Genomic DNA, 24,597 nt, shown 5'->3' with positions numbered 1-24,597 from the left:
GTTAATCAGTTACTACCGGGTTTGCCTGACGCCATGCTTCAAATCCGCCGTCCATACTGTAAACACTCTCAAAGCCTTGCTGGGCTATTACTTGCGCCGCCTGTTGACTGCTTACACCGTGATAGCACACTACCACAACGGGTGTCGACTTGGGTGTTTGTTCTAAAAACGCCGCAAAATTATCATTGTTTAGCGGCGCTGCGTTGGGCATATGGCCATTAGCAAACGACTGCGGATCGCGAATGTCTACTATTGCGACATCGCCTTCAAAGTTTGCTACGTCGTTTACGCTAATGTGTGAAAATGTTGTCATTATTGCCAGTCCAGAATAACTTTACCTGATTGTCCTGAACCCATGGTATCAAACCCTTTTTGAAAGTCATCAATAGAAAAGGTATGTGTGATAATGGGCGAAAGGTCTAAACCGCTTTGCAGTAGGCTAGCCATTTTATACCAAGTTTCAAACATTTCTCGACCGTAAATACCTTTTATCACTAAACCTTTGAAGATAACCTGGTTCCAGTCGATAGCCACGTCCTGCGGCGGAATACCCAGCATGGCAATTTTACCGCCATGGTTCATTTTGTTCAGCATGTCTCTAAAGGCTACCGGCACGCCAGACATTTCTAGCCCTACGTCAAAGCCTTCTGTCATGCCAAGTTCGTTCATTACGTCTTTCAAATCTTCTTTGCTTACGTCAACGGCGCGAGTAGCCCCCATTTTCTTTGCAAGCTCTAAACGATAAGGATTTATGTCGGTAACCACTACATGACGGGCACCTACGTGCTTAGCCACCGCCGCAGCCATAATTCCAATTGGCCCCGCCCCGGTAATAAGCACATCTTCACCAACCAGATCAAAACTCAGCGCGGTATGCACGGCGTTTCCAAACGGGTCAAAGATAGACGCGAGGTCGTCGCTGATATTGTCCGGAATTTTAAATGCATTGAATGCGGGAATAACTAAGTATTCTGCAAAGGCCCCAGGGCGGTTTACACCCACACCTTCGGTGTTGCGGCATAAGTGCACACGTCCAGCACGGCAATTACGGCAGTGGCCACAGGTAATATGCCCTTCACCCGATACGCGGTCGCCAATCTGAAAGCCTTTTACTTCTTGTCCCATACCCACAACTTCGCCCACGTACTCGTGGCCTACTACCATAGGTACTGGAATGGTATTTTGCGACCACTCGTCCCAGTTGTAGATATGCATATCAGTGCCACATATGGCGGTTTTGCGAATTTTAATAAGTAGGTCATTGTGACCTACTTCAGGCTTGGGCGTGTCTTGCAACCAAATGCCTTTTTCTGCTTTCGCTTTAACTAGCGATTTCATGAGATAACTCCCATTTCACGGCCCACTTCAATAAATGCGTCAATAGCTTTATCAACGTGCGCAAGGCTGTGGCCTGCTGACATTTGCGTACGAATACGCGCTTGGCCCTTTGGTACAACTGGGTATGAGAAGCCGATAACGTAAATGCCTTTTTCTAAAAGCTTATCGGCCATTTCGCTGGCTAAACGAGCGTCGCCAAGCATCACCGGAATAATTGCGTGATCTTTACCTGCAAGGGTAAAGCCTGCCTCTTCCATACGCTTGCGGAAATGATTGGCGTTCCGCCATAAGTTAGCGCGTAACTCGTCGCCTTCTTTCATCATTTCAAACACTTTAAGAGACGCTGAAACAATAGGTGGCGCAACAGAGTTTGAGAAAAGGTAAGGACGCGAACGCTGGCGCAGCCATTCTACAACTTCTTTTTTACCTGACGTGTAACCACCTGACGCACCGCCTAGGGCTTTACCCAATGTACCGGTAATAATGTCTACTCGCCCCATAACCCCGCAATATTCATGGCTACCTTTACCATTTTCACCCAAAAAACCTGTAGCGTGGCAATCGTCAACCATCACCATGGCGTTATATTTGTCCGCCAGATCGCAGATTGACGCCAGGTCAGCAATTACACCGTCCATTGAAAATACACCGTCGGTGGCAATAATTTTAAAGCGTGCGCCGTCAGCATCTGCTTGCTTTAACTGCGCTTCCAATGCCACCATGTCGTTATTAGCGTAGCGATAACGCTTCGCTTTACTTAAACGTACCCCGTCAATGATACTCGCATGATTAAGGGCATCGGAAATGATGGCGTCTTCTGGGCCTAACAACGTTTCAAACAAACCGCCGTTGGCGTCAAAGCATGACGGATACAAAATTGTGTCTTCCGTGCCTAAGAAGTCGCTTATTGATGACTCGAGTTGTTTATGGATGTCTTGCGTTCCACAAATAAAGCGTACCGACGCCACACCGAAACCGTGAGTGTCTAAGCCTTGCTTCGCTGCTTCAATAAGGCTTTCATTGTTCGCCAACCCAAGATAATTGTTTGCGCAAAAGTTGATAACGTGGTCGCCATTGGCGACATCGATATCAGCCTGTTGTTGTGATGTGATCACGCGCTCTTTTTTGTACAAGCCATCTTGTTTAGTAGCTTCAATTTGCGTTTGCAAATGAGAAATAAATGCCGCAGACATGCCATTCTCCGAGTCAAGGTATAAAAACCGCTAGTGTAATGAAAGCCCGCTGAAGGGTACACTTTATTGCGCTGGTTTTAACGGGTTGTAAGACTAAATTTGTAAATTTATCGGCACAGTCGGTATTGCGAGGGCGCTGGCCTGTGCAGTACGTTTTTTTAGCATCGCAGAGTAAAAGCACTAATTACTCAAACAAATTTTTTTGGAAAGCACTTGCTACGGCGTCTTGCCAGTAACCATTACTCATCTTGTCTTGCAAAACGTGCCAGATATCTGCTTCGGGAATGGGTCTACTCAATAAATACCCCTGACCAATGTCGCAAGAAAAGTGACAAAGCAGCTCGTATTGCGCTTGGGTTTCTATTCCTTCTGCTACCACCTGCATACCCATGTTTCGCACCATTGAAATTGTTGAATGCACAATATTTCTATCATCTGCGCTGCTTTCTATGTTCGCAACAAAGGAGCGATCTATTTTGATAAAATCAGCGGGCATTGACTTTAAATAGCTCAAAGAGGAATAACCAGTACCAAAGTCATCAATAGCTATCATGCAGCCCATATCGCGAATAGTACGCATTATCTCTGTTGCTCGTTTAATATCTGATACCAATACCGTCTCTGTAAGCTCTAAACATATCTGCGCTGGCGCTACGCCATTTTTTTTAATCTGCTGGTTTAAAAATTCAGGGAGAGAGGGATCTAAAAATTGCCCAGCAGACAAATTAATCGCCATCTTCACATCGCCGAAACCGCTATTTCTAAGTTCACTAAGAAGGTAGGTTGAGCGTGCGATTACCCAATAATCAAGCTCAAGCATAAAAGATGTTTTCTCAAGCAGTGGAATAAAATTCGCGGGCGATATATGCCCTTTTATAGGGTGCTTCCACCGCAATAACGCTTCAAAGCCGATAAGCTTTCCCGTTTTCAGCGCTATCTGTGGCTGTAGCGCTAAGCTAAATTGGTTGTCTCTTAGCGCTTCCCTAGCTTCTGACTCTAGTTCCACTTTTTGCATTACTTTTAAATTCATTGTTGCGTCGTACACACGATATTCTGCACCTTCCTTCGCTTTCGCTTCGTACATTGCAATATCAGCATGTCGCAGTAGTTCAACGGGCGTAGCCCGTGAATGGCTTGAAATAGCAATACCAATGCTAATAGACACGTAAAACGTAATACCGTCTACGATAATTGGGTCAACAAACTCACTTAAAATTTTACGGGCAACCGTATCTACATGGCTCTTATCTTCAATATTTGTAAGTAAAACTACAAATTCGTCACCGCCAAAGCGAGATGCAATATCAGATTCCCGAATAGGTCTTGATATTCGCATGGCGGCCGCTTTTAATAATTTGTCGCCTACATCATGCCCGTGACTGTCGTTGACTTTTTTAAAGTCATCAAGGTCCATAAACATCAGTGCCACTAGGTGATCGTCACGCATTGAACTGGCTAACTGCTTCTCTATTTGAAACGTGAGCATGTTTCTATTTGGCAAGCCTGTGAGCACATCAAACATTGCCATTTTTTCTAATTTTGCGGTATTGATTGCCATCTGCCCGTCAAAATTTTCCAGTTGCCTTGCCAAATTATTCGCCGCATCTTCAACAACATCAAGCTCGTCGGTAAGGCGAAAAACCGGTGCTTTACGCTGCCTGGCCGTTATCGCATAAAACTCGGAAAACTTATGCTGCGCCAACATTGGTAAGCGCTCACTTATATCCAAAAGCCTGGATTTGTATTGATTTAAAAATAAATACAACAACGATGAAAAGATAAAAAACAGTGCAACGGCGGTAGAAATAACAATGATTTGATATTGCTCTTTCTGTTTGACCATTGCAGATACATCCTGAACAATCAACAAAAAGGCCTGATCGCCTAGCACGTGGTCAAAAGGTAACAAACTTACCAGTAGCTGTTTTTCTTCAAGGGGAATGTTCATCCCTTTTATGACTAAATCATCAATGCGCCATTTGTTAGGAAAGGCATCTAACAATGCTTTTAAGTATTGCCGATTTGCCGCTGAAAGTTGGCTTGCAATGGATAGTTTCGGTGTATCGTCGACGGCTAATGTACTTTGAACAATAGCAACGTTATGCACATCGGTAGCTCTACTAAACAAATAGAGTAATTCTCGCATTGAGGTAGATACCACCACTACCGGTGGAATTTCTGACGAAGCCATAACAGGAATAGAGATGTAATGCGTACACGTATCGGCGCAAGACAGTACCGAGCGGCTTTCAAATGTATTACGAGTGCTGTTAACTAATTTTTCAACTTGTGGTGACATCACATGGGCAGCATCGTTCCACACCCCATTTTCATCAATTATCATCAGCTCATCTACTTGAAAATTGAGCGTCAAATATTCTTTTAGATTGTCTAGCGACTGTTGTAACCGCTTTAAGTCGACAATGTTTCCGCTACCTTGATGACTAATAATATCGATTAGCGTGATCATTCGGCTGTGAAGAATTTCTTCGAACAGTTGAACCCGTCGTTGGTGGCTAATTTGGTTTTCCCGCTGTTGAAGCAGCACACGCGCTTCCGACTCTTTTATCAAAACGGCCGAGATAATGATAGAAACCGTTAGCACCATAGCGAGCAAAATCGCAATAGTTTTTGTGGTGAACGATACTTTTACTCTCATCAATATAGCCTAAAACCAATACATTAATTGAACAGACCACATTTCCCAGTGCTTGTCAGTATGTGACGCAATATTTCGATTGAGTAGGCTTACCACTCGAGTTGCCCCCTCTACCCAATGGTATTCGCCTTGCAAGCGCCATTTCGGCGCAATGTCCCAACGAACGCCAATAGTTACTGTATCTTGATAACCAAAATACGCAGGAATAGTACCGCCAGACAGCGCCTCTAATTGCTTACCGTTTCGGTCGGCAACATTGTTTATATAGGTATCGTACCCCACCAAACCACTGAGCTCATTGTTGAAAATATACCGCGCCTGTACGAACCCCCCTTCACCTCTTCGCTTCTCTGTAAACTCGGGAGCAAAGAGACCAAAACTGTCTTGGATCTCGCGTACTAATTCACCTGACAATTCCCAGTTCTCAGCATAGTATTGCCCCGATAGCATCAACCTTTCGATATTCGCTCCACCACTAAGCCTATTGTCCTGTTCAGCGGGACGATATACAAAATCAGAATCAAGCCAACTAAAACCAAGCTTCCAATTCATTGTCGCTGGTTGCCAAAAAACCGAGGCTTGATGCACGTAATCTTGTTTTATTTTGCCTTTAGCATCTTCACCTAACAGAAATTCTCGTTGAGATTCGTTAATATTTGAACGACCATAGCTCCAATTTACTTCCCAAATACTTTTTCTACCAAAATGTGAAAAACTTGCCTGTAGGCCATTACTGCCAAGCGCGACATCACGAAATCCATCGAAGTATACAGATTGAGGCAGTACAGAAGTGTAGCGCGTTTGTGGGACATCCCGCGTGACAGAGTAGAGCCAATGACGATTTTTAAAACGACCTAAGTGAACTTGTCCCTTCCAATTTCCCGGCAATGTAGGCAGCGACCAATCGATAAATAGGTAATCTAGACGTGTTCCTTGCTCAAACCGGTTCCCGCCATCAAGATAGTTAACTTGCCCAGCAACAGAGATATTTTCAGTCAATTGGTAATAGCCATTAATGCCTACTTCTGTAAGCTCTCCGGTAATTTCATTACCGTCAGTAATAAATTGACTGCCCGATGATTGCGCCACACCTTGAGAAACGTATCCGTGCCAAGAAAAATCCGATGCATTCACCACGTTACAAAGTGCATACAGAGCCACTAAAAGCATCCTTTTCATCATTCGCTCACCTCTACACGTCTCAACTTAACAATGTCGTTTTTTTCAACGTATCCAATGGCCCCTTCCGTACTTTCCAGCGCCTCGATTAGTGCTTGATAGGAAGATACCCGTACAGGCGTAACCCCTTGACCTGAGAAAGTAATTTGATCCCAAAGCCGTGAAAGTTGGTAGGGAAACATATGCAATATTTCACGACAAAACTCTTTGTGAAGCACGTCGTCGTCTTGCAGAACAAAAACTGAAATTTTGCGGCCATCTTGCCAATACTGTCGATGCCCTGTGAATATTTGACGAAGATCCGTTCTGTTAAGCTCACTTATCATCACGCTCTCGTTCACCATTACATGTAGATTGGCGGCAAACGCATTTTGCACAAACAAGAACGGCAGTAACCCAAAAAGTAATACCGTTGGCAAAAAGTGTGATTTAGGAATAGCAGTCAGCCAACGCAGCGCGGGCTTTTTCATTGAATAACAACTCCCTGTTAAAGCAGAGGTACACTTGGCTTTGATAAGTGTAGATAATAGTTAAAAGAATTACCTTACATTTAAGGTAATTGTGCTAAAAGTGACGCCACTTCATGCTGCACCATCTCAACAGAAATGTTTTCCATTAGGTTGGCCCCTTTAGCGCGTATTCCCCACGGCAACTCATGCCACGGCTTACCTTTTTGCTCCTGTATGCATTCATCATAAACCGAAACGACGCTGCTTAGAGAATGATAAGGGCCGGTTCGCCTTGGGTTAGAATGTGCATACAAACCTATTACAGGTGTGCCTACTGTTGTCGCCATATGTGCCGGGCCCGTGTCAGGAGCAATAACTAATTGTGCTTGCTTCAATAAAGACAGTAACTGGTGTAACGATGTTTTCCCAGTAAAATCTTCAATTTCAAAAGAGACGCACGCTTTTATTGCATCTGCCGTTTTGCGGTCAAGCTCGCCCGGGCCGCCGCATATTATTACGTTGGTTCCCATTTGATGGATATGGTCAGCAATACTTGCGTATCGCTCTGGCAACCAATTTCGCTCGGCTTTGCTGGCAGCTGGTGAAATAACAACAAAGTTGCCCAAACGCGAGGCGTGCTGCTCGGCCCAGGCTAAATCTTCGTCTGCAACGGGAATATTCCATGTTATTTCTTGTGAAACAGGCACACCTAATGCGTCGGCAAAATCCATAAAGCCTTCCAACACATGAGCATGTTTGGTGGGGTTAATTCGTTTATTGGCAAACAACCAGTGCAACTCTTTACTGCGTTGCCAATCAAAACCGATACGTTGTTTTGCTTTTATCACCCTTGATGCCAGATTTGCCCGCAGTGCAACCTGCATCATAAGCAATGCATCGAATGTTTCGCCTTTAACAGCACTTTTTAAGGCGTCTACCGCAGCTTTACCCTGCGATTTATCAAAAATAATAAAGCGCACATTAGGGATAAGTTTCACTAATTGATATTCAATTTTTCCGATGACCCAGGTTATTTCAGCATCAGGCCAATGTGTTTGTATTCGAGTTACCATCGCCACCGCATGGCATACATCGCCAATGGCCGATAAACGCATTAAACAAATCTTTTTTCCCACAGAAGCTCTCTCGTTGCTGAAAAACCAAAATAAATCATTAGAATGTGAAATTTACCATAACTTGCGGGCAACATGGCGACAATACGACGAGACATTGGTGCAGGTCATCATTTTATTTTTGACGATGCGTTGATCAGCGAACCCAGCGTAGATACGTTTAGCCCTGAGTTTTGGCAGTTTCAAAACAAAATTACAGGTCAAGCGCAAGGCCGCGGTACGACCATTTTTATACAGCACGAACAACACCATTGGGTACTTCGTCACTTTAAGCGAGGCGGCTTAGTTGGGAAGCTACTCAGTGACCAATATCTGTTTTTAGGCGTGGCGCGCTCAAGACCTTTTGAAGAATTTAGATTACTTAAAATGATGCGTGAACAAGGCCTTCTAGTTCCAACACCAGTGGCTGCGCGCATACATCGTCAAGGCATTATTTATCGTGGCGATTTAATTACACAAAATATTCCAGACAGCAATGACTTGCATCACATGCTTTGTCGCCAAGCGCTTTCAAAAGACGACTGGCATAATGTGGGTAAGGCACTAGCGGCTATGCACAACTGTCAGGTTTATCATCACGATGCGAATATTCGCAATATCATGATGGACCGAAACCGGCACATTTGGCTTATTGATTTCGACAGATGCCACAAGCGAAAGGGCAACAGTTGGAAACAGAGTAACCTAAACCGGTTATTGCGTTCACTTAAAAAAGAAAAAAACAAAAACCCCGTTTTTTACTGGGACGAAAGTGAGTGGAAACACTGTATTGCTGGCTATCGAAGCGAAGTTCGGTAGTATGATACATTGTAAAACACGCGTAATTTTATTAGCGCATAACACTGGCGCTCAATACAACAAAAGATAAGACATTATGCACACAAGAGCACTATACCCTGGCACATTCGACCCTATTACGAATGGTCATGCTGACCTCATTGAGCGTGCCTCTCAATTGTTTTCCCATGTTATCGTTGCTATTGCTTCTAACCCCAGTAAGAAGCCGCTTTTTACCCTTGAAGAGCGAGTGGCAATGATTAAGAAAGTGACTGCAGACTTACCAAACGTTGAAGTAGTCGGCTTCACCGGGTTGCTTGCTGATTTTGCCGATCAACAAAATGCTACCATTCTTATTCGCGGGTTACGCGCCGTATCTGACTTTGAATATGAGTTTCAACTGGCTAATATGAACCGTCGACTTAACCCTAAACTGGAAAGTGTGTTTCTCACGCCTGCAGAAGAAAACTCATTCATATCTTCTACACTGGTAAAAGAGGTGGCGCTACACAGAGGAGCCGTTAGCGGTTTTTGTCACCCTGTTGTTGAGCAAGCCCTTAAAGATAGACTGAGTCAAAAAGACTAGTTTGCACATCAGATAAGCGACCGCCCCTTTATCAACGCTGGCAGTGAACACAGAAAAACGTGTTTCGCTGCCCAATCACCTTGCTTTGAATTGCGTTACCACAAACTTCACAGGGCTCTCCTTTGCGGCCATAAACATTTAAGTGCTGAGCAAAGTACCCCGGTTTGCCGTCGGTTTGTGCAAAGTCTTTCAGAGTAGTTCCGCCCCGCTCGATTGCCTTCGCCAGTACATGCTTGATATTGTCTGCCAGTTTTTTATAGCGCGCTTCGCTAATGTTACCTGCGGCTCGCCTTGGATCGATTCCTGACAGAAACAGCGCTTCGTTAGCGTATATATTGCCTACGCCCACAACAATGGCATTGTCCATAATAAAGTTTTTCACCGGCCCTTTTCTATTTCGAGATAACGTGAACAAACGTTTGTGGTCAAAATCGCCTGTTAATGGCTCTGGGCCCAAGTTATCTAAAAGTGCCAGCGATGTATTGGGAGCTTGAAATAGCACCGCACCAAAGCGTCTAGGGTCGTTTAAACGCAAACATTTGCCTGTAGTGAGTACAATATCGACATGGTCATGCTTTACCACTGGCGTATTAGCGTCAATCACCCGTAATTTTCCAGACATCCCTAGATGCAACACCAAAGTGCCAGCACGGGTATGAATAAGTAAATACTTCGCTCGACGTGTGACAGACGTTACGGTTTCCCCTTCTACCAACGATACTTCGTCAGGAATAGGCCAGCGCATTCTGCGCTCACGTACAACAACATTTTTAATCGTATTATTCAGTAAAAAAGGCGATACGCCTAAGCGACTTACTTCAACTTCTGGTAGTTCTGGCATTTACTCGTTCCACGGCAGTAAGACATTGAGCGTTGCATCTGACAGCTCGTACCAATTATTGTCAAACTTCACTAAGGTAGGCTGCGTGTTAGGATAGAAAGCATACACAAGCCCGTTTGAATTCCCTGCAAGCCAGACCACCACTATATATGGCTGCTCAATGGGGCCTTGCGCCGCTTCAGAGTGCAAATTGGCAGGCACTGAAGTAGCGGGTACTAAGCTTGCCTGAAGCCATTCTAGGTGCTGCTGTTGAGGCGTTACCGTTAAAACAGAATTTGCTCCTTTTTGCCGCCATTGCTGTCCAGTACGCTCTAATCTAAATTGATCTTGTTCAATTTTTAAAACATACGCATTTTGCGGCAGCAATGAACGCGACTGAACGACCGTTTTTTTAGGCACCAAGCTGTCGAGGTTAAACAGCCCTATCATCAGCAACATAGCGATTATAACTACGTTATTCATTGCCCGTTGAGATAGTCTAGCCACTAATTAATTACCGTTTTGTTGTCAATATTGGTTAAGCGCTGCACTTTCTATAAAGCGACAGAGATCAATATAGTAAACGCTTAGCGTTTGATTAGCTAATTAATAGCAGAGCGATAGAACTTGCCCACAAGAGACGCACCGTTGAGGGCTGTACAGAAGCTTATCCTTTAACGCAAAAAACCCGGCAAAAGCCGGGTTTTCGTGGAGACAAAAGCAAGCTAATTACTTGATTTTGGCCTCTTTGAACATAACGTGCTTACGCACAACGGGATCATATTTTTTGATCTCCATTTTGCCAGGCATGTTACGCTTGTTCTTATCAGTAGTGTAGAAGAAACCTGTACCTGCTGAAGAAACTAGTTTAATTTTATCACGCATTGTCGGCTTCCTTAGATTTTCTCACCACGGGCACGGATATCAGTTAGTACTGAATCAATACCTTTTTTATCGATGATACGCATGCCTTTAGCAGACAAACGTAGTTTTACAAAACGGTTTTCGCTCTCAACCCAAAAACGGTGTGTTTGAAGGTTTGGCAAAAAGCGACGACGAGTCGCATTTCTTGCGTGTGAACGGTTATTACCAACCGTTGGACGCTTACCTGTTACTTGGCATACTCTTGACATTGTATTTGTCTCCAGAACAACGATAACTGTCTCGTCAGTCAATCCCAAGCGCTCAAACTAGTGGTTGGGTCAAATGACGTATTACTATAAATTAGAGGGCGCATTTTATACAGCAAAGGCAGGATCATTTCAATAAGAAAGTACAAAAAGGTGACTTTTACCTCTTTTTAAAGGTTAATTTTTGCTCTACACACAATTTCGTCCCAAAAATTTTGCCTTTTGTCGTAGTGTTTCAATTGTAAACTCTGTTACATTTTTATGTAGCAGCGATATACTCAAACAAAAATGCTGTTTAGCGTGAATGCGATCTGGACTTTAAATATCTAGGTCACGACAGTTTTGCATGCGCTTTAGATAGATTGGCAAATAGCCTGCAAAAAGAAAAAGCACAATAGCCTGTGCAGTAAAACCTGCAAATGGTATATGACATCCTCTGACAAATGTCATTATTAAATAATACTGACAAAACGTTCAGTTCGCGAATTGCCCATAACTTTACTTATAATAAAAGGTGTTACATTGCGACGAATTATTACTTTCGGCACTTTTGATGTGTTACATGTTGGACACATTAGAATTTTAAATCGTGCCAGATCACACGGCGATCATCTGACAGTGGGCCTCTCTTCTGACGAGTTAAACTTAAATAAAAAAGGCCGCTGTCCGGTTTATCCCTACCAAAGTCGCCTCGAATTGCTGACTTCGCTACGTTTTGTTGATGACGTATTCAAAGAGGAATCGCTTGAACTAAAGCGAGAATACATCCTTCAACATAAAGCCGATGTTCTTGTCATGGGGAATGATTGGGAAGGTAAATTCGATGAATTCAAAGATATTTGTGACGTCGTTTATTTGCCGCGAACCCCCTCTATTTCAACAACCGAGATTATTGAAATAATCAAGGAAGTACATACATGAGATTTCTGCTTTATTTATCTCAAAACTATTCTTTCGAAATTCTTCGTCCTTTATCCAAAGTTATGCTTGAGGATGGACATGAAGTAAAGTGGTTCGTGCAGGGAAACGAGGTCAATAGGACGCTGTTTTGCGAGGGTGAAGAGGTATTACCTTCTATTCGCGACGCCATAAAATATAATCCAGATGCCACCTTTCTACCGGGCAACCTTGTTCCATCATTCTTGCCAGGACTCAAAGTACAGCTTTTTCACGGATTTGAGTGGAAAAAGAAGGGACACTTTAGGATCCGCGGCTGTTTCGACCTTTACTGCACACAAGGCCCTTTTTTTACGAGAAAGTTTAAAGAACTCAGCGTTCAGCATCCACACTTTACCGTAAGGGAAACGGGCTGGCCCAAGTTGGACTATGTGTTCAGTCAACCTGATACTGGAACAAGTAAAAGTGATACACCGGTTATTGTTTATGCCCCCACATTCTCACCTAGCTTAACGTCTGCACCTATACTGTTTGACAGTATCGTCGCCCTTAGCCAGAAACACGATTGGCAATGGAAAATAAAGTTTCACCCCAAAATGGACAAAGAAACGGTCATGCGGTATCGGCAAGCGCAGCACCCTAAGTTAACCGTGGTAGAGGGATCGTGTATTTCTCCACTGTTGCAAGAAGGTGATGTCATGATCTCGGACACATCATCGGCGATAACTGAGTTTCTGCTCATGCGTAAGCCTGTTGTAACGTATAAAAATGCGCAGCCTGAAGATGTGTTGATAAATATAGATAACGTTAATGCGTTAGAGGCTGGCGTAAATCAGGCGCTAATGATGGAAGCTGACTTAAAAGACAAAATAAACGCCTACTGCAATGAAATGCACCCTTATAACGACGGCAAATCCGCAAGGCGCGTGTTGCAGGCGACACTAGAAGAAATTGCACATTTCCCACGTCAGCAGGTAAATACGAAACCCATTAACTGGTTTAGAAATTTGAAGCTGCGTAAGCAGTTGGGCTACTGGAGCATTTAGTGCGCTAGCTTTACTGCAAAAACATACCACTAACGCTAACATGCGTTAGTCATAGCTAAATGTTAAAAAGGGAGCAGCATGCTCCCTTTTTTACGTCTTACAGGCAAAAACTCTCGGCTTATTAGTCGAAGAATGGCGCCCGAACTTCCGTTTCATCAATTAAACGAGCTGGCCTACGCAACATTTGTCCGCCGTCCCTAGAGATAGGCACCCAAGGGAAAACTCCGCGCCCTTTAGTCGGCTCAGCAATAAACAGGTCTGTTGGTATGGAAATGTAAAACCCTTTAGTAAAGCTTCCTTCACCATACTCCGCAGATGACACGTCGGTAAATGCCGCATAGGCACCCACCACAATACCGCTGTCAAAGCGTTTAGCAAAATCTATGTTTACGCCTTTGTCCTTTGCCAAAAATTGCCCAGCGCTAACTGTAAGCAAGGTGTCATCTAAGAATTCTGGTTGCCAATATACGCTGGCATGCCCAGTTAACGTGTTGTAATCTTCTAACGCAAGTTGGCTGTATGGGTCACGTTGTTTTACGTAATTTAAATCGATTCCGTAAGCAATGTTACTGTCCACAGGACGATAGAGTAGTTCACCACCGATACCGGCAAACATAGTTTCTAAATAACCAGCATATACCTGCCCAAAAATATTGTCTGATACGTCGTCTTTGAAATGTAAGAAACCGGTATCTAACCAGATATCGTTGTCTGAAACATATTCACGCACGCGAGTTCTTACCCGAGGAAGCGTAACGTCTTCACCGTCAACTAAGTAATTAAACTTATCAAAGTTATCCAACAGCGTTACCCGAGCACTGCCTATCAACGCAAAATTTTCGTTAAACGACCACCCGCTGTTTAACACGAACCCCGTTTGATAAAGATAGAACTCTTCAGGGTTTCCGAATGACTGTGTCCAGAAAAAATCAGCGCTGTAAAATAGACCTGAGCTATTAGCAGGATCATAAGCGTCCTTAATCTCGTCTGACGGCGATGTTCTTACGTATGTGTCTTTTATATCAGCATCGATAGATTCATATCTAGCGGCCGCAATAAATGCTTTAGCATCTATCTGAGTATCGACCATAGGTAAGCCACCGGCTGTCTCAACAACGTGGTATGTCTCTACGCTGTCAGGAAGCTCAGAAGCGGCTAGCCTGCCTACCCTCTGAATTGCTTCATCTTCATCTCGATACGCTACCTGAGAGCCGTAGAAAACCGCTTCTTTCTCATTTATTTCGGCGTCAAACAGAGTAAATCCGCTGTTTTTATAAAATGCGTTATATAGTCGTGATTTATTTACATCTTCGACGTTTTCAGGTGCATTTCTGCCCATTAAACTTTTTGGTTTCTCACTTATTTTGACTTGAGAAACAGTGTGCATGTTGAATCGATATGTTACGCCAAAGCCAATGGTGTTGCCGCGCTGATAGTTGAGGCTAAAGTTAAAATTGTTATATCGATAAACCGCGCCAAAATTCCACCTAGAATCTTGCTCAAGCCTACCGGCACGGTCTCGAGAATAATCGTTACCCTCTAACTCAAGCTTCAGCGTTAGTGGCTCCCATGGGGTTTGATATTCAATACCGCCAAAGAAGGCTGCTGTCCCTTTAAAGAACTGGTCATAGTCAACTTTACCACCTCGACCAGAAAAGCCACCTGGGCGTTCACAGAAGCTCTCTTTCAATTCGCAAAATGGGTTGCTTATATCATCGTGTGTGCCTAAATAGCCCCAGCCTAAACCTAAATGAAAGTCAAATGGCCCGACTGATTTACTGGCATTAACGTATTCACTCTCGAAAAAGCCTGTACCACCAAAATCTCGAAAGCCGACGCTAATATCAGGTAAATAGTAACTTTCTTTCCACAACCTAAATTTTACGTCGAGCCCTTTATCTTTAAGTGTTTGATCACCGCTAAAAGACTCTACCTGGCTATACAGTCTCGTTCTAACATCGGTATAACGCGCGGTCGCTTCCATCCAATCATAAAGCTGTAGATTAACGGTCCAAAAGCGATACTCTCCGTTGTCTGAATAGTTAATCGCGATGTCACCTTCTTCACGCATACGCGCTGTTGGTGTCTGGATTAATCCGTTTCCACCTTGAACCATTTGCGAAGGTTTTACTCGCAACGTCGTATCTGCAAAGGCATGGGAAGATAAAACGCTACCAATTACCAACGCAAGCGATGTTTTTTTCGTCAAAAATAGTGCACTCATTGAGGAAGAACCCTGTGTACTGCTAATTCGGCAACATGCTCATTGAGAACGTCGAGTTTGCTGCTAAATAATTCAGGTAATAGCGGAACAAAAACCTGACTACCAGGCATGATCTGTGAAAAATCCACATTCCAATATGCCGCACCTTTTTTTTCTATATTTCCCATAGGGTCGATTATGAAGACATAACTTCTATCAGCATCGCTCATTTTCTCTACACCGTGAACAACAGAGTACATCGATGTATCGCTGCTATGTTGGTAAGCCCCCGGTTTAACCACAGCACCTGAAAAATGGACCACGTTTGGTCTGCTGTTTAGCCTTACCCAATACTTTCCAGGTTGAAACATAGGATTGTGTTCAAAAAACAAGCGTGCCCGATTGTAAGAAATTGGCATACTTACCCTGGTTGAAACTGTCCAAGATGAGACTTGCTTAAGCAAATTTTGAAGTGCTCGATAAGTGTCTGAGTCGCTATCATAGTGAGCAAGTAACGCTTTTATCTCTGATACAACACCTTCTTTTTTCTGTTGCGCTGTAGTGTCTTGTAAATTATAAACTGCCGAACTGGGCCAATACCATTCGCCGCTGTCTGCAACAATCGATAATACGTCAGACAGCCGCACCGGCTGGCCAAACTGATATGTTTGCTTGTTTAGCAGAATGGTTACCTTTTCGTCCTGCGCACTCACGTTGTAAGAAAAAAGGCACAAAACCACAAGAAAAATAGAGAATAAGTACTTCATATTACAGCGCACCTTCCTTATTCAACTGACGCACAATACGACTTAAATAAAGCATTTCGTACGTGTCCCCTTTAGGATTAAATTTTTGCGTAGACGCAAGCAGCTGCTTTGTATTCCTATGGAGTAGATAAGTATTTTGCCATTCCAGGCCGGTATCAATAAACGGAGTAAGATCTGAAAACGTTATATTTTCAACAATTTTAATAACGGGTAGTGACATATCTGAATATGACAAGGTTTCCTCACCAACAATCCTCCAAGAAGAGTTGACGGGTATTCCGTACCCAACGCCGTGTAAATCAATTTGGCGTTTCCAATCAAATCTTAGCTGCTTGTCTGATGATAACGGGTTGAACTGCAAGTTTCCGGTATAATGCAGGTCGTTATTAAGACCTTCAGTTCTAATTATCACCCCGTGATGCATGGTAAAGATGACTTTGTCACCCGATACCCATCGATATTTGTCGCCATCAATATAAGCAAGTGCCAATGACGCTGCGTCACGGTCGCCCGCTCTTATTTGCATAAGATCTGCTTGGCTATTTTGGATCTGTTCAATCGTATAGCGTACAGAGTTATCTGAAAATACAAATTTAAGTGAGTTATAGTAGGAAACTGTTGTAGTGGAACAACTAGAGATGAAAAGCGTTACTATACCTATTAAGGCTAGTAAAAAATGTGATTTCATTAAAATTCGCCGACAAAAACTTAAACAAATAATGACTACTAAAAAATAAAAAAGCCGCTATTAAAAGCGGCTTTTTCGTATTCGTTAATGTTTACTGAACAGTCGGTGCGTAAGTAAACGTAACAGGTACAGTAATGGTTGTTGTTGCTGTGCCTGTGCCAGATGTAGTAACGGTAACTGTGTTTGTTGTACCAACACATACGTCATCAACTAATTCGTCATCGCCTTCACATGTAGGTTCAACTGGATCTACTGGATCTACTGGATCCACCGGATCAACAGGACCAGTACCACCTGAAGATGAACGGTTATTATTGACGATAGCAACGCCGATTAAGGCAGCAGCTGCGCCGGTACCCATAAGCTCTAGGTTTGTGAAACCTTCACCACCAACAAGCATTCCGCCTGTTTTTTCATCATTAGATTGTGCGTTTACGCCAGCTGTGAGCGCTAGTGCACATAATGCTATAATCGACTTTTTCATATCAGTCCTTTAAAAAAAATTACCCACTAATATCTAATGCTAAATCATTTTCGACTATTTGACTAGAATATAATCGATAAACAACGCACTTTTTTCATGTTAACAAGCCTCGCTGGGCAAATGAAATGGTTTCTTTGTCTCCTACGACAAAATGATCCAAAACAGGAACGTCGATCGACTGCATAGCTGTTTGGATCTGCCCGGTAAGCTGAATGTCTGCATGACTGGGTTCTGCTACGCCTGAGGGATGATTATGGACCAAAATGATCGCCGCGGCGTTATCGATCATAACCTGGCGGATCAGCTCTCTTGGGTAGACCGCAGCACTGTTGATGGTGCCGTTAAAAAGCGTTCGAAAAGCAATTAATTGATGTTGGCTATCCAGCATCAGTAAACCAAATTGCTCACGCTCACAGTCTCTTAATCTGGCCTGTAGGAAACGTTTAGTGTCAGCGACATTATTGAACACATCTTGCCGCCTTAGTTTTATTTCTAAATTGCGCTTGTAAATTTCAAAGGCTGCTTGTAGCTGAGCGTATTTGCATGAACCGACGCCGCTGACGCTCGACAGTGACTGCAATGAGGCGGTAACAACGCCTCGAAGGCTACCGAACTCTAGCAAGATTTCATGAGCGAGCGATACGGCAGATTTACCTTTAATTCCTTTGCCAAGCACAATGGCGAGCAGTTCAGCATCGCTAAGCGATTCTGCGCCACGTTGTAACAGCTTTTCCCTAGGCTGCTCACCTCTTGGCCATACCTTTATTGACATTATGTATATTCCTAGCATCCGCACTGCTAATTTTATAAGCGAAACGCTCAGAACATACGACTGTATTTAAGTCGGGTTTATTTGGTGAGGAACACGTTAACTTAACCACCAACTTTTGTTCAGCTATCCGATTTTTTACCTTCATGTTAGGCTACAGATAATTAATTTGAGTTTTATTTACGATGTCGATAGCGAATAAAAATATTTTACTTGGGATAACAGGTGGTATAGCGGCTTACAAGACGCCTGACTTGGTTCGCAAACTTACTGCGTTGGGCGCCAACGTTCGCGTTGTATTGACCAGTTCCGCTGCTGAGTTTGTCAGCCCGTTGTCACTTCAAGCTGTTTCAGGGAATCCGGTTCATCAACATTTGCTAGACCCGGCAGCCGAAGCTGCAATGGGCCATATTGAACTTGCAAAATGGGCAGATATTTTACTTATAGCCCCTGCTACAGCAAATAGCTTAGCGAAGCTCGCACATGGTATGGCCGATGATTTACTTAGCACTTTGTACTTGGCAACTACTGCAAACGTGTTTATCGCTCCTGCTATGAACCAGCAAATGTGGAAGGCGCCAGCAACACAACACAACGTTGCAACGCTGAAAACGCGTAATGCGCATTTTTTGGGCCCAGCTAGTGGCGAACAGGCCTGCGGGGATGTAGGGTCTGGCAGAATGGTTGAACCGGCAGATATTGCACAACTACTGAGCGATGCCTTTCAGCTAACTTCTGAACACAGTCCAAGTCACTTAAAGGGTAAACATGTTTTAGTGACAGCAGGTCCAACACGTGAACCTCTCGACCCTGTGCGCTACATTTCTAATCACAGCTCTGGAAAAATGGGCTTTGCTATTGCACAAGCAGCTGCACGCTTAGGTGCCACCGTTACACTAGTAGCAGGTCCAGTGAACTTACCCACACCACCCGATTGTAAGCGTATTGACGTTACTACTGCTGAAGATATGTTAAATGCATGCCAAGCAGAGGTACCCAATACGGATATTTTTGTAAGTACAGCTGCTGTTGCAGACTACAGGGCGACAAATATTGCTGATAATAAGATTAAAAAATCTGACAATGAGTTAACACTTACTTTTACCAAAAACCCTGATATTCTAGCTACTGTTTCGAGCCGAAAAGATAGACCCTTCTGTGTAGGTTTTGCTGCAGAAAGTCAAAACGTTGAAGAGTACGCTCGCACAAAATTAGCTAAGAAAAACCTGGATATGATTGCTGCAAATAATATTACTGCAGCTGGTTTAGGTTTTAATAGTGACAAAAATGCGCTGCACGTTATCTGGCGTACTGGTGATAAGAAACTACCGGCTACCACTAAAAACGAGCTAGCGGAGCAATTGCTGACTATTATCGCAGAACAGTTTTTAGCGATGAATAAAAGCAACTAGGCACAAATAATGTGCCGATAAAATAATAAATAAAACACCTTTGGCGCCCGTCGCCTTTAATATGGAACCCGAACGCTTTTGTTCGGACGCAGAGGAAACATTTTCGTCATGCCTGCAGTCAAAAAAACCAATCGCAGAGCGCAAATTCTGCAAGCACTCGCTGGAATGCTAGAAACCAGCCCAGGCCAACGTATTACAACAGCTAAACTAGCAGAAAAAGTGGGGGTATCAGAAGCAGCCCTATACCGCCACTTCCCTAGTAAAGCGCGTATGTTCGAAGGACTGATTGAATTTATTGAAGAGACATTGTTCACTCGAATTAATAAAATTGTGAACGAAGAAAAAGACTCACTTACGCGCTGCCAACTCATTTTGCATCTCATTCTTGGCTTTGCTGAAAAGAACCCGGGAATTACTCGTATATTAAATGGTGACGCTTTAATGGGTGAGCAAGACCGCTTACGCGCACGCATAGCCAAACTTTTTGAGCGCTTAGAAACGCAACTTAAACAAGTATTAAGAGAGAGAAAGCTACGAGAAGGTAAAACGCTGTCGGCAGATGAAGCCGTTATAGCAAATATGCTGATTAGCTATACCGATGGTCGAATAAATAGCTTTATCCGCAGTGGCTTCACGCGTAAGCCTACTGAGCAATTTAACGAGCAATGGGCAGCGTTCAAGCAAATGTTTATTTAAACATTTGCTTAGGCACACTCTCGCTTGGCTCACATATAATTAATTGCGCTACTGCCTTTAGAGTAGCGCTTTGCAACGCGCTAATTGTTTTCAATATAGTCCACGATGCGCACAGAGCTGTTGCCATCTGTGGGGCCTACGTGGTTTTCTGTGTATTCTTTGCGCTCTTTTGCGAACAGTGAATCATCATTCAGCTGTTTAGTCACGGCTTCTCTTAATTCAGAAAAGCGGTTTATATGTATGCCAATATTCTGATAAATGACATTATCTTTGCCGAATCGCTTCTTAAACCGATACTTAAATATTCCACGATACGACCACTTCAATTTAAAGAAGTTGCACACAATGACAGGCTTAGAGAGTGCTGCAAACTCAAATAACGTACTAGATGCTTCACTTATTAGAATATCTGCGTCACGCATAAATGGAAGTAGCGATATATCCACTTCGGTTGCAACATATGCATTGTCGAATTGCGCCCATTTCTGCAATTTTTTACGCTGATTTTTGTATGACTCGCGAGTATATGTAAAAGTGTGAGGCTTAATGAGCACATTGAAATCGCTGAATTGGGCTGGCCAATCATCGGGAAATCGTTCTAATGAACTAGGGTTGAAAGTGGGAGCAAATAACAGCGTTGGCTTATTTTTGTCTAAACCTAACTTGGCAAAATCCAGCCCTGCTTCCGTCTGGTTAAATAGTGGATCTAATTTTGAAAAGCCCACTTGTATGAAAACATCGTTCGGATAAAGCTCCTGAATTTTTGCTAAACGCGCTTTCCCTTCAATAAACCTAACAGTCATCGGCGTACAAGACTTATGATAGTAGCTGGGTTTAGGCCCTACGCCGTGACCAAGCTGCGCTGTTTTACTGTGTTTATGGATATCATCCAAATAAGAAAATGCGTTGCCAAAAAATATCCAGTCTGGCGTTGTTTTTAGGTATAAGTCCCTTGCAGCTTTTTCATCGTTTACCCATACATACTCATAAGCTAAAGACGACAACACTTGTTCAAACTTATTGGCATCGTTTTTATTGCTATAACATACCAGCATCACCTGATGCCCTCGTTTAGCCAACTCATCGGCTATAGGAATAAATTGAGGTAAGTAGTATACGTTGACGGTGTCAAAAGCTATTTTCATGATATTTTTATCGATTACTGTTGTTACTTACGAAAAAGTCTGCGCCTATCCGTAGAATTATGTTTGTATTACAATAAAGAGATTGTTCATTTACTCCGCGAGAATCATGCTAAACGCTACTTTATCGAAATTCGGATATCCAGAAAGCCTCATCAAATCATACGACTACTGGCACGTTTTATTACGACCAGGACAAGTAACGCTTGGCTCGTTAATTCTCATCTGTAAAGAAGATGTGTTTCAATACGCTGATATTTCTGAAGAAGCGTTAAAAGAGCAAAAACAAGTAGTTTCTCACATAGAAAGTGTACTTAAAAAACGCTTTAACTTCAGCAAAATAAACTACTTGATGCTGATGATGGTTGATCCTGTCGTGCATTTTCATGTTATTCCTCGCTACGAACACCCTGTGAGCTTTTGTGAAAAGCAGTTTGAAGATCGACATTGGCCGAAACCGCCAGTGTTAAGTGAAACAATTGAGCTAGACGATATTTATACGGCTGAACTAACGTCGACGCTTAAGGCAGACTTTGCACTGCTTAGCGAAAATACGACAGTAACAACCAAAAAATATAGAAGAATGTATACGTCTGGGTGCTTCGATATATTTCATCAGGGCCATTTAAACATTTTGAAGAAAACCAAAGCACTCTGCGATTACCTGATTGTAGGAGTGTCCACCGACGAGTTAATTGTTAAGTCTAAAGGTAGGCCGCCACTTATTCCTTTTGAAGAACGGATTTCTATTCTTGAATCAAATCGATTCGTTGATGAGGTCATACCGCAAATCGATAAAAACAAGCAGAAAGTGGTAGATGAATATAATATTGATGCGATTTCTGTTGGATCAGATTGGAAGGGAAAGTATCCCAGCGTTACCTGTGAAATGGTTTATTTCGACTACACGCCAAACGTAAGTTCGACGGTTTTAAAAAGAAAACTGTGACAGGAAAGTGGGGCTAAAACGCAACGTATTAGCCCCGCATTGTATTACTGGCCAAACGTGTTGCCGAAGAAATCTCCGTCATTCCACATTGGCTTATCTTTCTGATTTGCTAGTGTCCAACCAATTTGCGCATTTACTTTGGTAAATGTTTCAGCAGCTTTCCAATTAAACGGCTGATGGATATCGTCACTTGGCTTGTGATAATGCGTAGATAAAAACTGCCCGAACACTTTGCTTCCATCTACATTTGGATCTTTAGATTTTAGCCCTGGCACCACAAATACCGCTGGCACACCTTGTTTCACGAATGCATAGTGATCAGAGCGAGTAAATAATGCCTGCTCGGGCCATGGGTCTGGGCTCAGCGCTATATCCGCATTCGCAGCAGCTTTTTCTACCGACTTCTGAAGGTCACTGTGGTTTGCGCCAAAAGCAATCACGTCAGCGAATTCATAAGTTAAAATAGGCATATCAAGATTAACATTCGCGACCATAGCTGTTGAAGGTACTGTTGGGTTGCGTGCAAAGTAGTCTGCACCTAACAATCCTTTTTCTTCACCTGTCACAGAAACGAATAAAATGGAACGCTTAGGCTTGGTAGCCATTTCGCTAAACAAACGAGCCGTTTCCAACATAACTGACGTACCAGACGCATTGTCCATTGCACCGTTATTGATATTGTCTTTCTTAACTGTTTTGGCAAAACCAATGTGATCGGAATGAGCAGAAAAAACCACATACTCATTTTTTAGTTTGGGATCAGAACCTTCTAATACACCTACCACATTAGGACTGGTTATGGTGTCATGTGTACTCTTTTTGCTAATGTCTACGGTGCCTTTCAGTGCAAAGCCAGTGGGCACTTTGTCAGCTTCAAGAACAGCGTAAACATCGTCTAGGCTTTTTTCTGCACCTTCAAACAATGTTCTTGCTGCGCCCTCGCTCATGTACGCACCGCCTTTTAGCTGAGGAAAGCTATTTGCAGGTTGGCCTTCTTCGTCCAGCCAAGCCATACGTGGCGTATGAATATAGTTCAGACGACTTTGATATGGGCGTACTTTTTCATTTTTCGGCGTAGTAATGGTAATCATACCAATAGCACCGTTCTCGACAGCGTATTTTTGCTTTTGATAGCCTGACGCGAAGTGAGCCCCTTCCTCTGATGGAAAGTCACTTGGCTTACCTGCAAGCGTAACAACGATCTTACCTTCAACATCAAGGCCTTTATAATCGTTGTGCGACAATTCGTCCGCTACAATGCCATAACCAACAAAAACGAGTTCACCTTTCACGTGAGACTCTGTGCTCAACAAACTTGGGCCCGCTAGATATTCTTTGGGATAATCAAAACTTAGCGTTTCGCCATTGTACGTATAAGTAAACGTGGGTGACTCTTGCACTAAATTAGCTTTGCGAAATGGCACGCTTTGCATGTAACCATCTGTTCCAGCCGGCTTCAAACCATACTTCGCAAACTCTGTGGCGATGTATAGCGATGCTATTTCATGCCCACGGGAACCTGTATCACGCCCTTCTAACAGATCGTCTGCCAAAAAAAACAAATGAGACTTGATCCGCTGAGTATCAGGATTAAATTCATTTTCTGTCGAGTTGTGGTTGTGCGCTGTGGCAGCAAATGCCATTGTTGCAACCGCACTACCTACGAGTAGTTTTCTTATCATTCTAATTTCACCGTTTTACATTGTGACTTTATAGTACCGCAGTTTACCTTCACGTGCTAAGGCACGTAAGTTTGCCCTATCTCTTTTTATCACGGCACAATACTATACATTACAACACGCTTTTTGATCTTTGCGCTCAACATAAGTTTTCTACCGTTGCCCGTATTTTAAGAGCGTTGTAGAATTTTAAATTCTGTATCTACAACGATATCTTTTCATTTTTTAAGGTTCAAAAGCAGCACATGTCAAAAGACAATACACTTTACCGTGTCCAGTTTATCAGCAATGGGGAGCGGTATGAGCTATATGTAAAAACGTTAATTCAAGGGGCCTTGTTTGGCTTTATTGAAATTGGCGATTTTGTTTGGGACACGCATACCAGCGTTGTGGTGGACCCTAGCCATGAACGCTTAAAATCAGAATTTGCTGAGGTAACAAAAACTTACATTCCTATGCACAACATTTTACGGATTGACGCTGTAAATAAAAAAGGTTCTGCCAAAATTACTAAATTGGAAAATAAATCTGATAAAGTAACGGCATTTCCAAGCCCAATATATACACCAACGAAAGAGTAACCGCCGGGGTTCCGGTAAAG

26 protein-coding genes are annotated in these 24,597 nt (G+C 43.1%); 8 read left to right on the top strand and 18 right to left on the bottom strand.

Going from position 1 to position 24,597, the window contains the following annotated elements; all coding sequences use genetic code 11:
• Window position 1: 1 nt before the first annotated feature.
• The 7 genes from glpE to BK026_RS15070 all read right to left on the bottom strand — a co-directional run bounded on the left by glpE (window position 2) and on the right by BK026_RS15070 (window position 7,954).
• Window positions 2-313: a thiosulfate sulfurtransferase GlpE gene (gene glpE, locus BK026_RS15100; protein ID WP_071816586.1), complete on the bottom strand. Its 312-nt coding sequence runs from the start codon at window positions 311-313 to the stop codon at window positions 2-4.
• Window positions 313-1,338, bottom strand: a complete 1,026-nt coding sequence (gene tdh / locus BK026_RS15095) for an L-threonine 3-dehydrogenase (RefSeq protein ID WP_071816585.1) — start codon at window positions 1,336-1,338, stop codon at window positions 313-315. Before tdh ends, glpE begins: the two co-directional genes overlap by 1 nt.
• Entirely contained in the window at window positions 1,335-2,531 is a 1,197-nt protein-coding gene (locus BK026_RS15090; RefSeq protein WP_071816584.1) for a glycine C-acetyltransferase, read from the bottom strand. Before BK026_RS15090 ends, tdh begins: the two co-directional genes overlap by 4 nt.
• A gap of 184 nt (window positions 2,532-2,715) precedes the next feature.
• On the bottom strand, window positions 2,716-5,190 hold the full coding sequence (locus tag BK026_RS15085; RefSeq protein ID WP_071816583.1) for an EAL domain-containing protein: 2,475 nt from the start codon (window positions 5,188-5,190) through the stop codon (window positions 2,716-2,718).
• A gap of 9 nt (window positions 5,191-5,199) precedes the next feature.
• Entirely contained in the window at window positions 5,200-6,369 is a 1,170-nt protein-coding gene (locus BK026_RS15080) for a hypothetical protein (protein ID WP_071817700.1), read from the bottom strand.
• Window positions 6,369-6,839 (bottom strand): hypothetical protein, encoded by a 471-nt coding sequence (locus BK026_RS15075; RefSeq protein ID WP_071816582.1) that lies wholly within the window; start codon window positions 6,837-6,839, stop codon window positions 6,369-6,371. The genes BK026_RS15080 and BK026_RS15075 overlap by 1 nt, the downstream gene beginning before the upstream one ends.
• 80 nt (window positions 6,840-6,919) lie before the next feature.
• Complete coding sequence (locus tag BK026_RS15070) at window positions 6,920-7,954, bottom strand: glycosyltransferase family 9 protein (RefSeq protein WP_256253839.1); 1,035 nt, start codon at window positions 7,952-7,954, stop codon at window positions 6,920-6,922.
• A gap of 72 nt (window positions 7,955-8,026) precedes the next feature.
• Between BK026_RS15070 and BK026_RS15065 the strand changes: the two genes are divergently transcribed.
• Together BK026_RS15065 and coaD are read left to right on the top strand one after the other, a co-directional pair.
• Window positions 8,027-8,749: a 3-deoxy-D-manno-octulosonic acid kinase gene (locus tag BK026_RS15065; protein ID WP_071816580.1), complete on the top strand. Its 723-nt coding sequence runs from the start codon at window positions 8,027-8,029 to the stop codon at window positions 8,747-8,749.
• A 76-nt stretch (window positions 8,750-8,825) separates the two neighbouring features.
• Complete coding sequence (gene coaD / locus BK026_RS15060; RefSeq protein WP_071816579.1) at window positions 8,826-9,314, top strand: pantetheine-phosphate adenylyltransferase; 489 nt, start codon at window positions 8,826-8,828, stop codon at window positions 9,312-9,314.
• Between the two features lie 31 nt (window positions 9,315-9,345).
• Here coaD and mutM read toward each other — a convergent pair whose 3' ends face one another.
• The 4 genes from mutM to rpmB form a co-directional block, all read right to left on the bottom strand.
• Window positions 9,346-10,155: a bifunctional DNA-formamidopyrimidine glycosylase/DNA-(apurinic or apyrimidinic site) lyase gene (gene mutM / locus BK026_RS15055; RefSeq protein ID WP_071816578.1), complete on the bottom strand. Its 810-nt coding sequence runs from the start codon at window positions 10,153-10,155 to the stop codon at window positions 9,346-9,348.
• A complete protein-coding gene (locus BK026_RS15050; protein ID WP_071816577.1) occupies window positions 10,156-10,641 on the bottom strand; it encodes a hypothetical protein in 486 nt (161 codons plus the stop codon).
• Between the two features lie 222 nt (window positions 10,642-10,863).
• Window positions 10,864-11,019 carry a 50S ribosomal protein L33 gene (gene rpmG / locus BK026_RS15045; RefSeq protein ID WP_012516577.1) on the bottom strand — a complete coding sequence of 52 codons (156 nt, stop codon included), beginning with the start codon at window positions 11,017-11,019 and terminating at the stop codon, window positions 10,864-10,866.
• An 11-nt stretch (window positions 11,020-11,030) separates the two neighbouring features.
• Complete coding sequence (gene rpmB / locus BK026_RS15040) at window positions 11,031-11,267, bottom strand: 50S ribosomal protein L28 (protein WP_044055442.1); 237 nt, start codon at window positions 11,265-11,267, stop codon at window positions 11,031-11,033.
• Window positions 11,268-11,786: 519 nt separating this feature from the next.
• Here rpmB and BK026_RS15035 point away from each other — a divergent pair.
• Together BK026_RS15035 and BK026_RS15030 are read left to right on the top strand one after the other, a co-directional pair.
• Window positions 11,787-12,185: an adenylyltransferase/cytidyltransferase family protein gene (locus tag BK026_RS15035; RefSeq protein WP_071817699.1), complete on the top strand. Its 399-nt coding sequence runs from the start codon at window positions 11,787-11,789 to the stop codon at window positions 12,183-12,185.
• On the top strand, window positions 12,182-13,207 hold the full coding sequence (locus BK026_RS15030; RefSeq protein WP_071816576.1) for a CDP-glycerol glycerophosphotransferase family protein: 1,026 nt from the start codon (window positions 12,182-12,184) through the stop codon (window positions 13,205-13,207). The genes BK026_RS15035 and BK026_RS15030 overlap by 4 nt, the downstream gene beginning before the upstream one ends.
• A gap of 121 nt (window positions 13,208-13,328) precedes the next feature.
• Here BK026_RS15030 and BK026_RS15025 read toward each other — a convergent pair whose 3' ends face one another.
• From BK026_RS15025 to radC, 5 genes are all read right to left on the bottom strand, one after another.
• Complete coding sequence (locus BK026_RS15025; protein WP_071816575.1) at window positions 13,329-15,431, bottom strand: YjbH domain-containing protein; 2,103 nt, start codon at window positions 15,429-15,431, stop codon at window positions 13,329-13,331.
• Window positions 15,428-16,177, bottom strand: a complete 750-nt coding sequence (locus BK026_RS15020) for a capsule biosynthesis GfcC family protein (protein ID WP_071816574.1) — start codon at window positions 16,175-16,177, stop codon at window positions 15,428-15,430. Before BK026_RS15020 ends, BK026_RS15025 begins: the two co-directional genes overlap by 4 nt.
• 1 nt (window position 16,178) lies before the next feature.
• The gene (locus BK026_RS15015) at window positions 16,179-16,865 is read right to left on the bottom strand and encodes a YjbF family lipoprotein (RefSeq protein WP_071816573.1); all 687 of its coding nucleotides are present in this window, start codon (window positions 16,863-16,865) and stop codon (window positions 16,179-16,181) included.
• A gap of 91 nt (window positions 16,866-16,956) precedes the next feature.
• A complete protein-coding gene (locus BK026_RS15010) occupies window positions 16,957-17,349 on the bottom strand; it encodes a hypothetical protein (protein ID WP_071816572.1) in 393 nt (130 codons plus the stop codon).
• 94 nt (window positions 17,350-17,443) lie between these two features.
• Window positions 17,444-18,121, bottom strand: coding sequence for a DNA repair protein RadC (radC, locus tag BK026_RS15005; RefSeq protein WP_071816571.1), 678 nt, complete (start codon window positions 18,119-18,121; stop codon window positions 17,444-17,446).
• 182 nt (window positions 18,122-18,303) lie between these two features.
• Between radC and coaBC the strand changes: the two genes are divergently transcribed.
• Window positions 18,304-19,530 (top strand): bifunctional phosphopantothenoylcysteine decarboxylase/phosphopantothenate--cysteine ligase CoaBC, encoded by a 1,227-nt coding sequence (gene coaBC, locus BK026_RS15000; RefSeq protein WP_071816570.1) that lies wholly within the window; start codon window positions 18,304-18,306, stop codon window positions 19,528-19,530.
• A gap of 108 nt (window positions 19,531-19,638) precedes the next feature.
• Window positions 19,639-20,226 (top strand): nucleoid occlusion factor SlmA, encoded by a 588-nt coding sequence (slmA, locus tag BK026_RS14995; RefSeq protein ID WP_071816569.1) that lies wholly within the window; start codon window positions 19,639-19,641, stop codon window positions 20,224-20,226.
• A gap of 80 nt (window positions 20,227-20,306) precedes the next feature.
• Here slmA and BK026_RS14990 read toward each other — a convergent pair whose 3' ends face one another.
• Window positions 20,307-21,371 carry a CDP-glycerol glycerophosphotransferase family protein gene (locus tag BK026_RS14990; RefSeq protein WP_071816568.1) on the bottom strand — a complete coding sequence of 355 codons (1,065 nt, stop codon included), beginning with the start codon at window positions 21,369-21,371 and terminating at the stop codon, window positions 20,307-20,309.
• A 106-nt stretch (window positions 21,372-21,477) separates the two neighbouring features.
• On the opposite strand from BK026_RS14990, the gene BK026_RS19860 reads away from it, so the two are divergent.
• On the top strand, window positions 21,478-22,317 hold the full coding sequence (locus BK026_RS19860) for an adenylyltransferase/cytidyltransferase family protein (protein WP_256253838.1): 840 nt from the start codon (window positions 21,478-21,480) through the stop codon (window positions 22,315-22,317).
• 44 nt (window positions 22,318-22,361) lie between these two features.
• Here BK026_RS19860 and BK026_RS14980 read toward each other — a convergent pair whose 3' ends face one another.
• Complete coding sequence (locus BK026_RS14980; protein WP_071816567.1) at window positions 22,362-23,999, bottom strand: M28 family metallopeptidase; 1,638 nt, start codon at window positions 23,997-23,999, stop codon at window positions 22,362-22,364.
• 242 nt (window positions 24,000-24,241) lie between these two features.
• Between BK026_RS14980 and BK026_RS14975 the strand changes: the two genes are divergently transcribed.
• Window positions 24,242-24,577 carry a DUF1820 family protein gene (locus tag BK026_RS14975; RefSeq protein WP_071816566.1) on the top strand — a complete coding sequence of 112 codons (336 nt, stop codon included), beginning with the start codon at window positions 24,242-24,244 and terminating at the stop codon, window positions 24,575-24,577.
• Window positions 24,578-24,597: the final 20 nt, after the last annotated feature.

The organism is Alteromonas sp. V450, assembly GCF_001885075.1.
GTDB lineage: Bacteria > Pseudomonadota > Gammaproteobacteria > Enterobacterales > Alteromonadaceae > Alteromonas.
The sequence above is the reverse complement of the archived record's forward strand: the minus strand, read 5'-3'. Positions and strand labels throughout refer to the sequence as shown.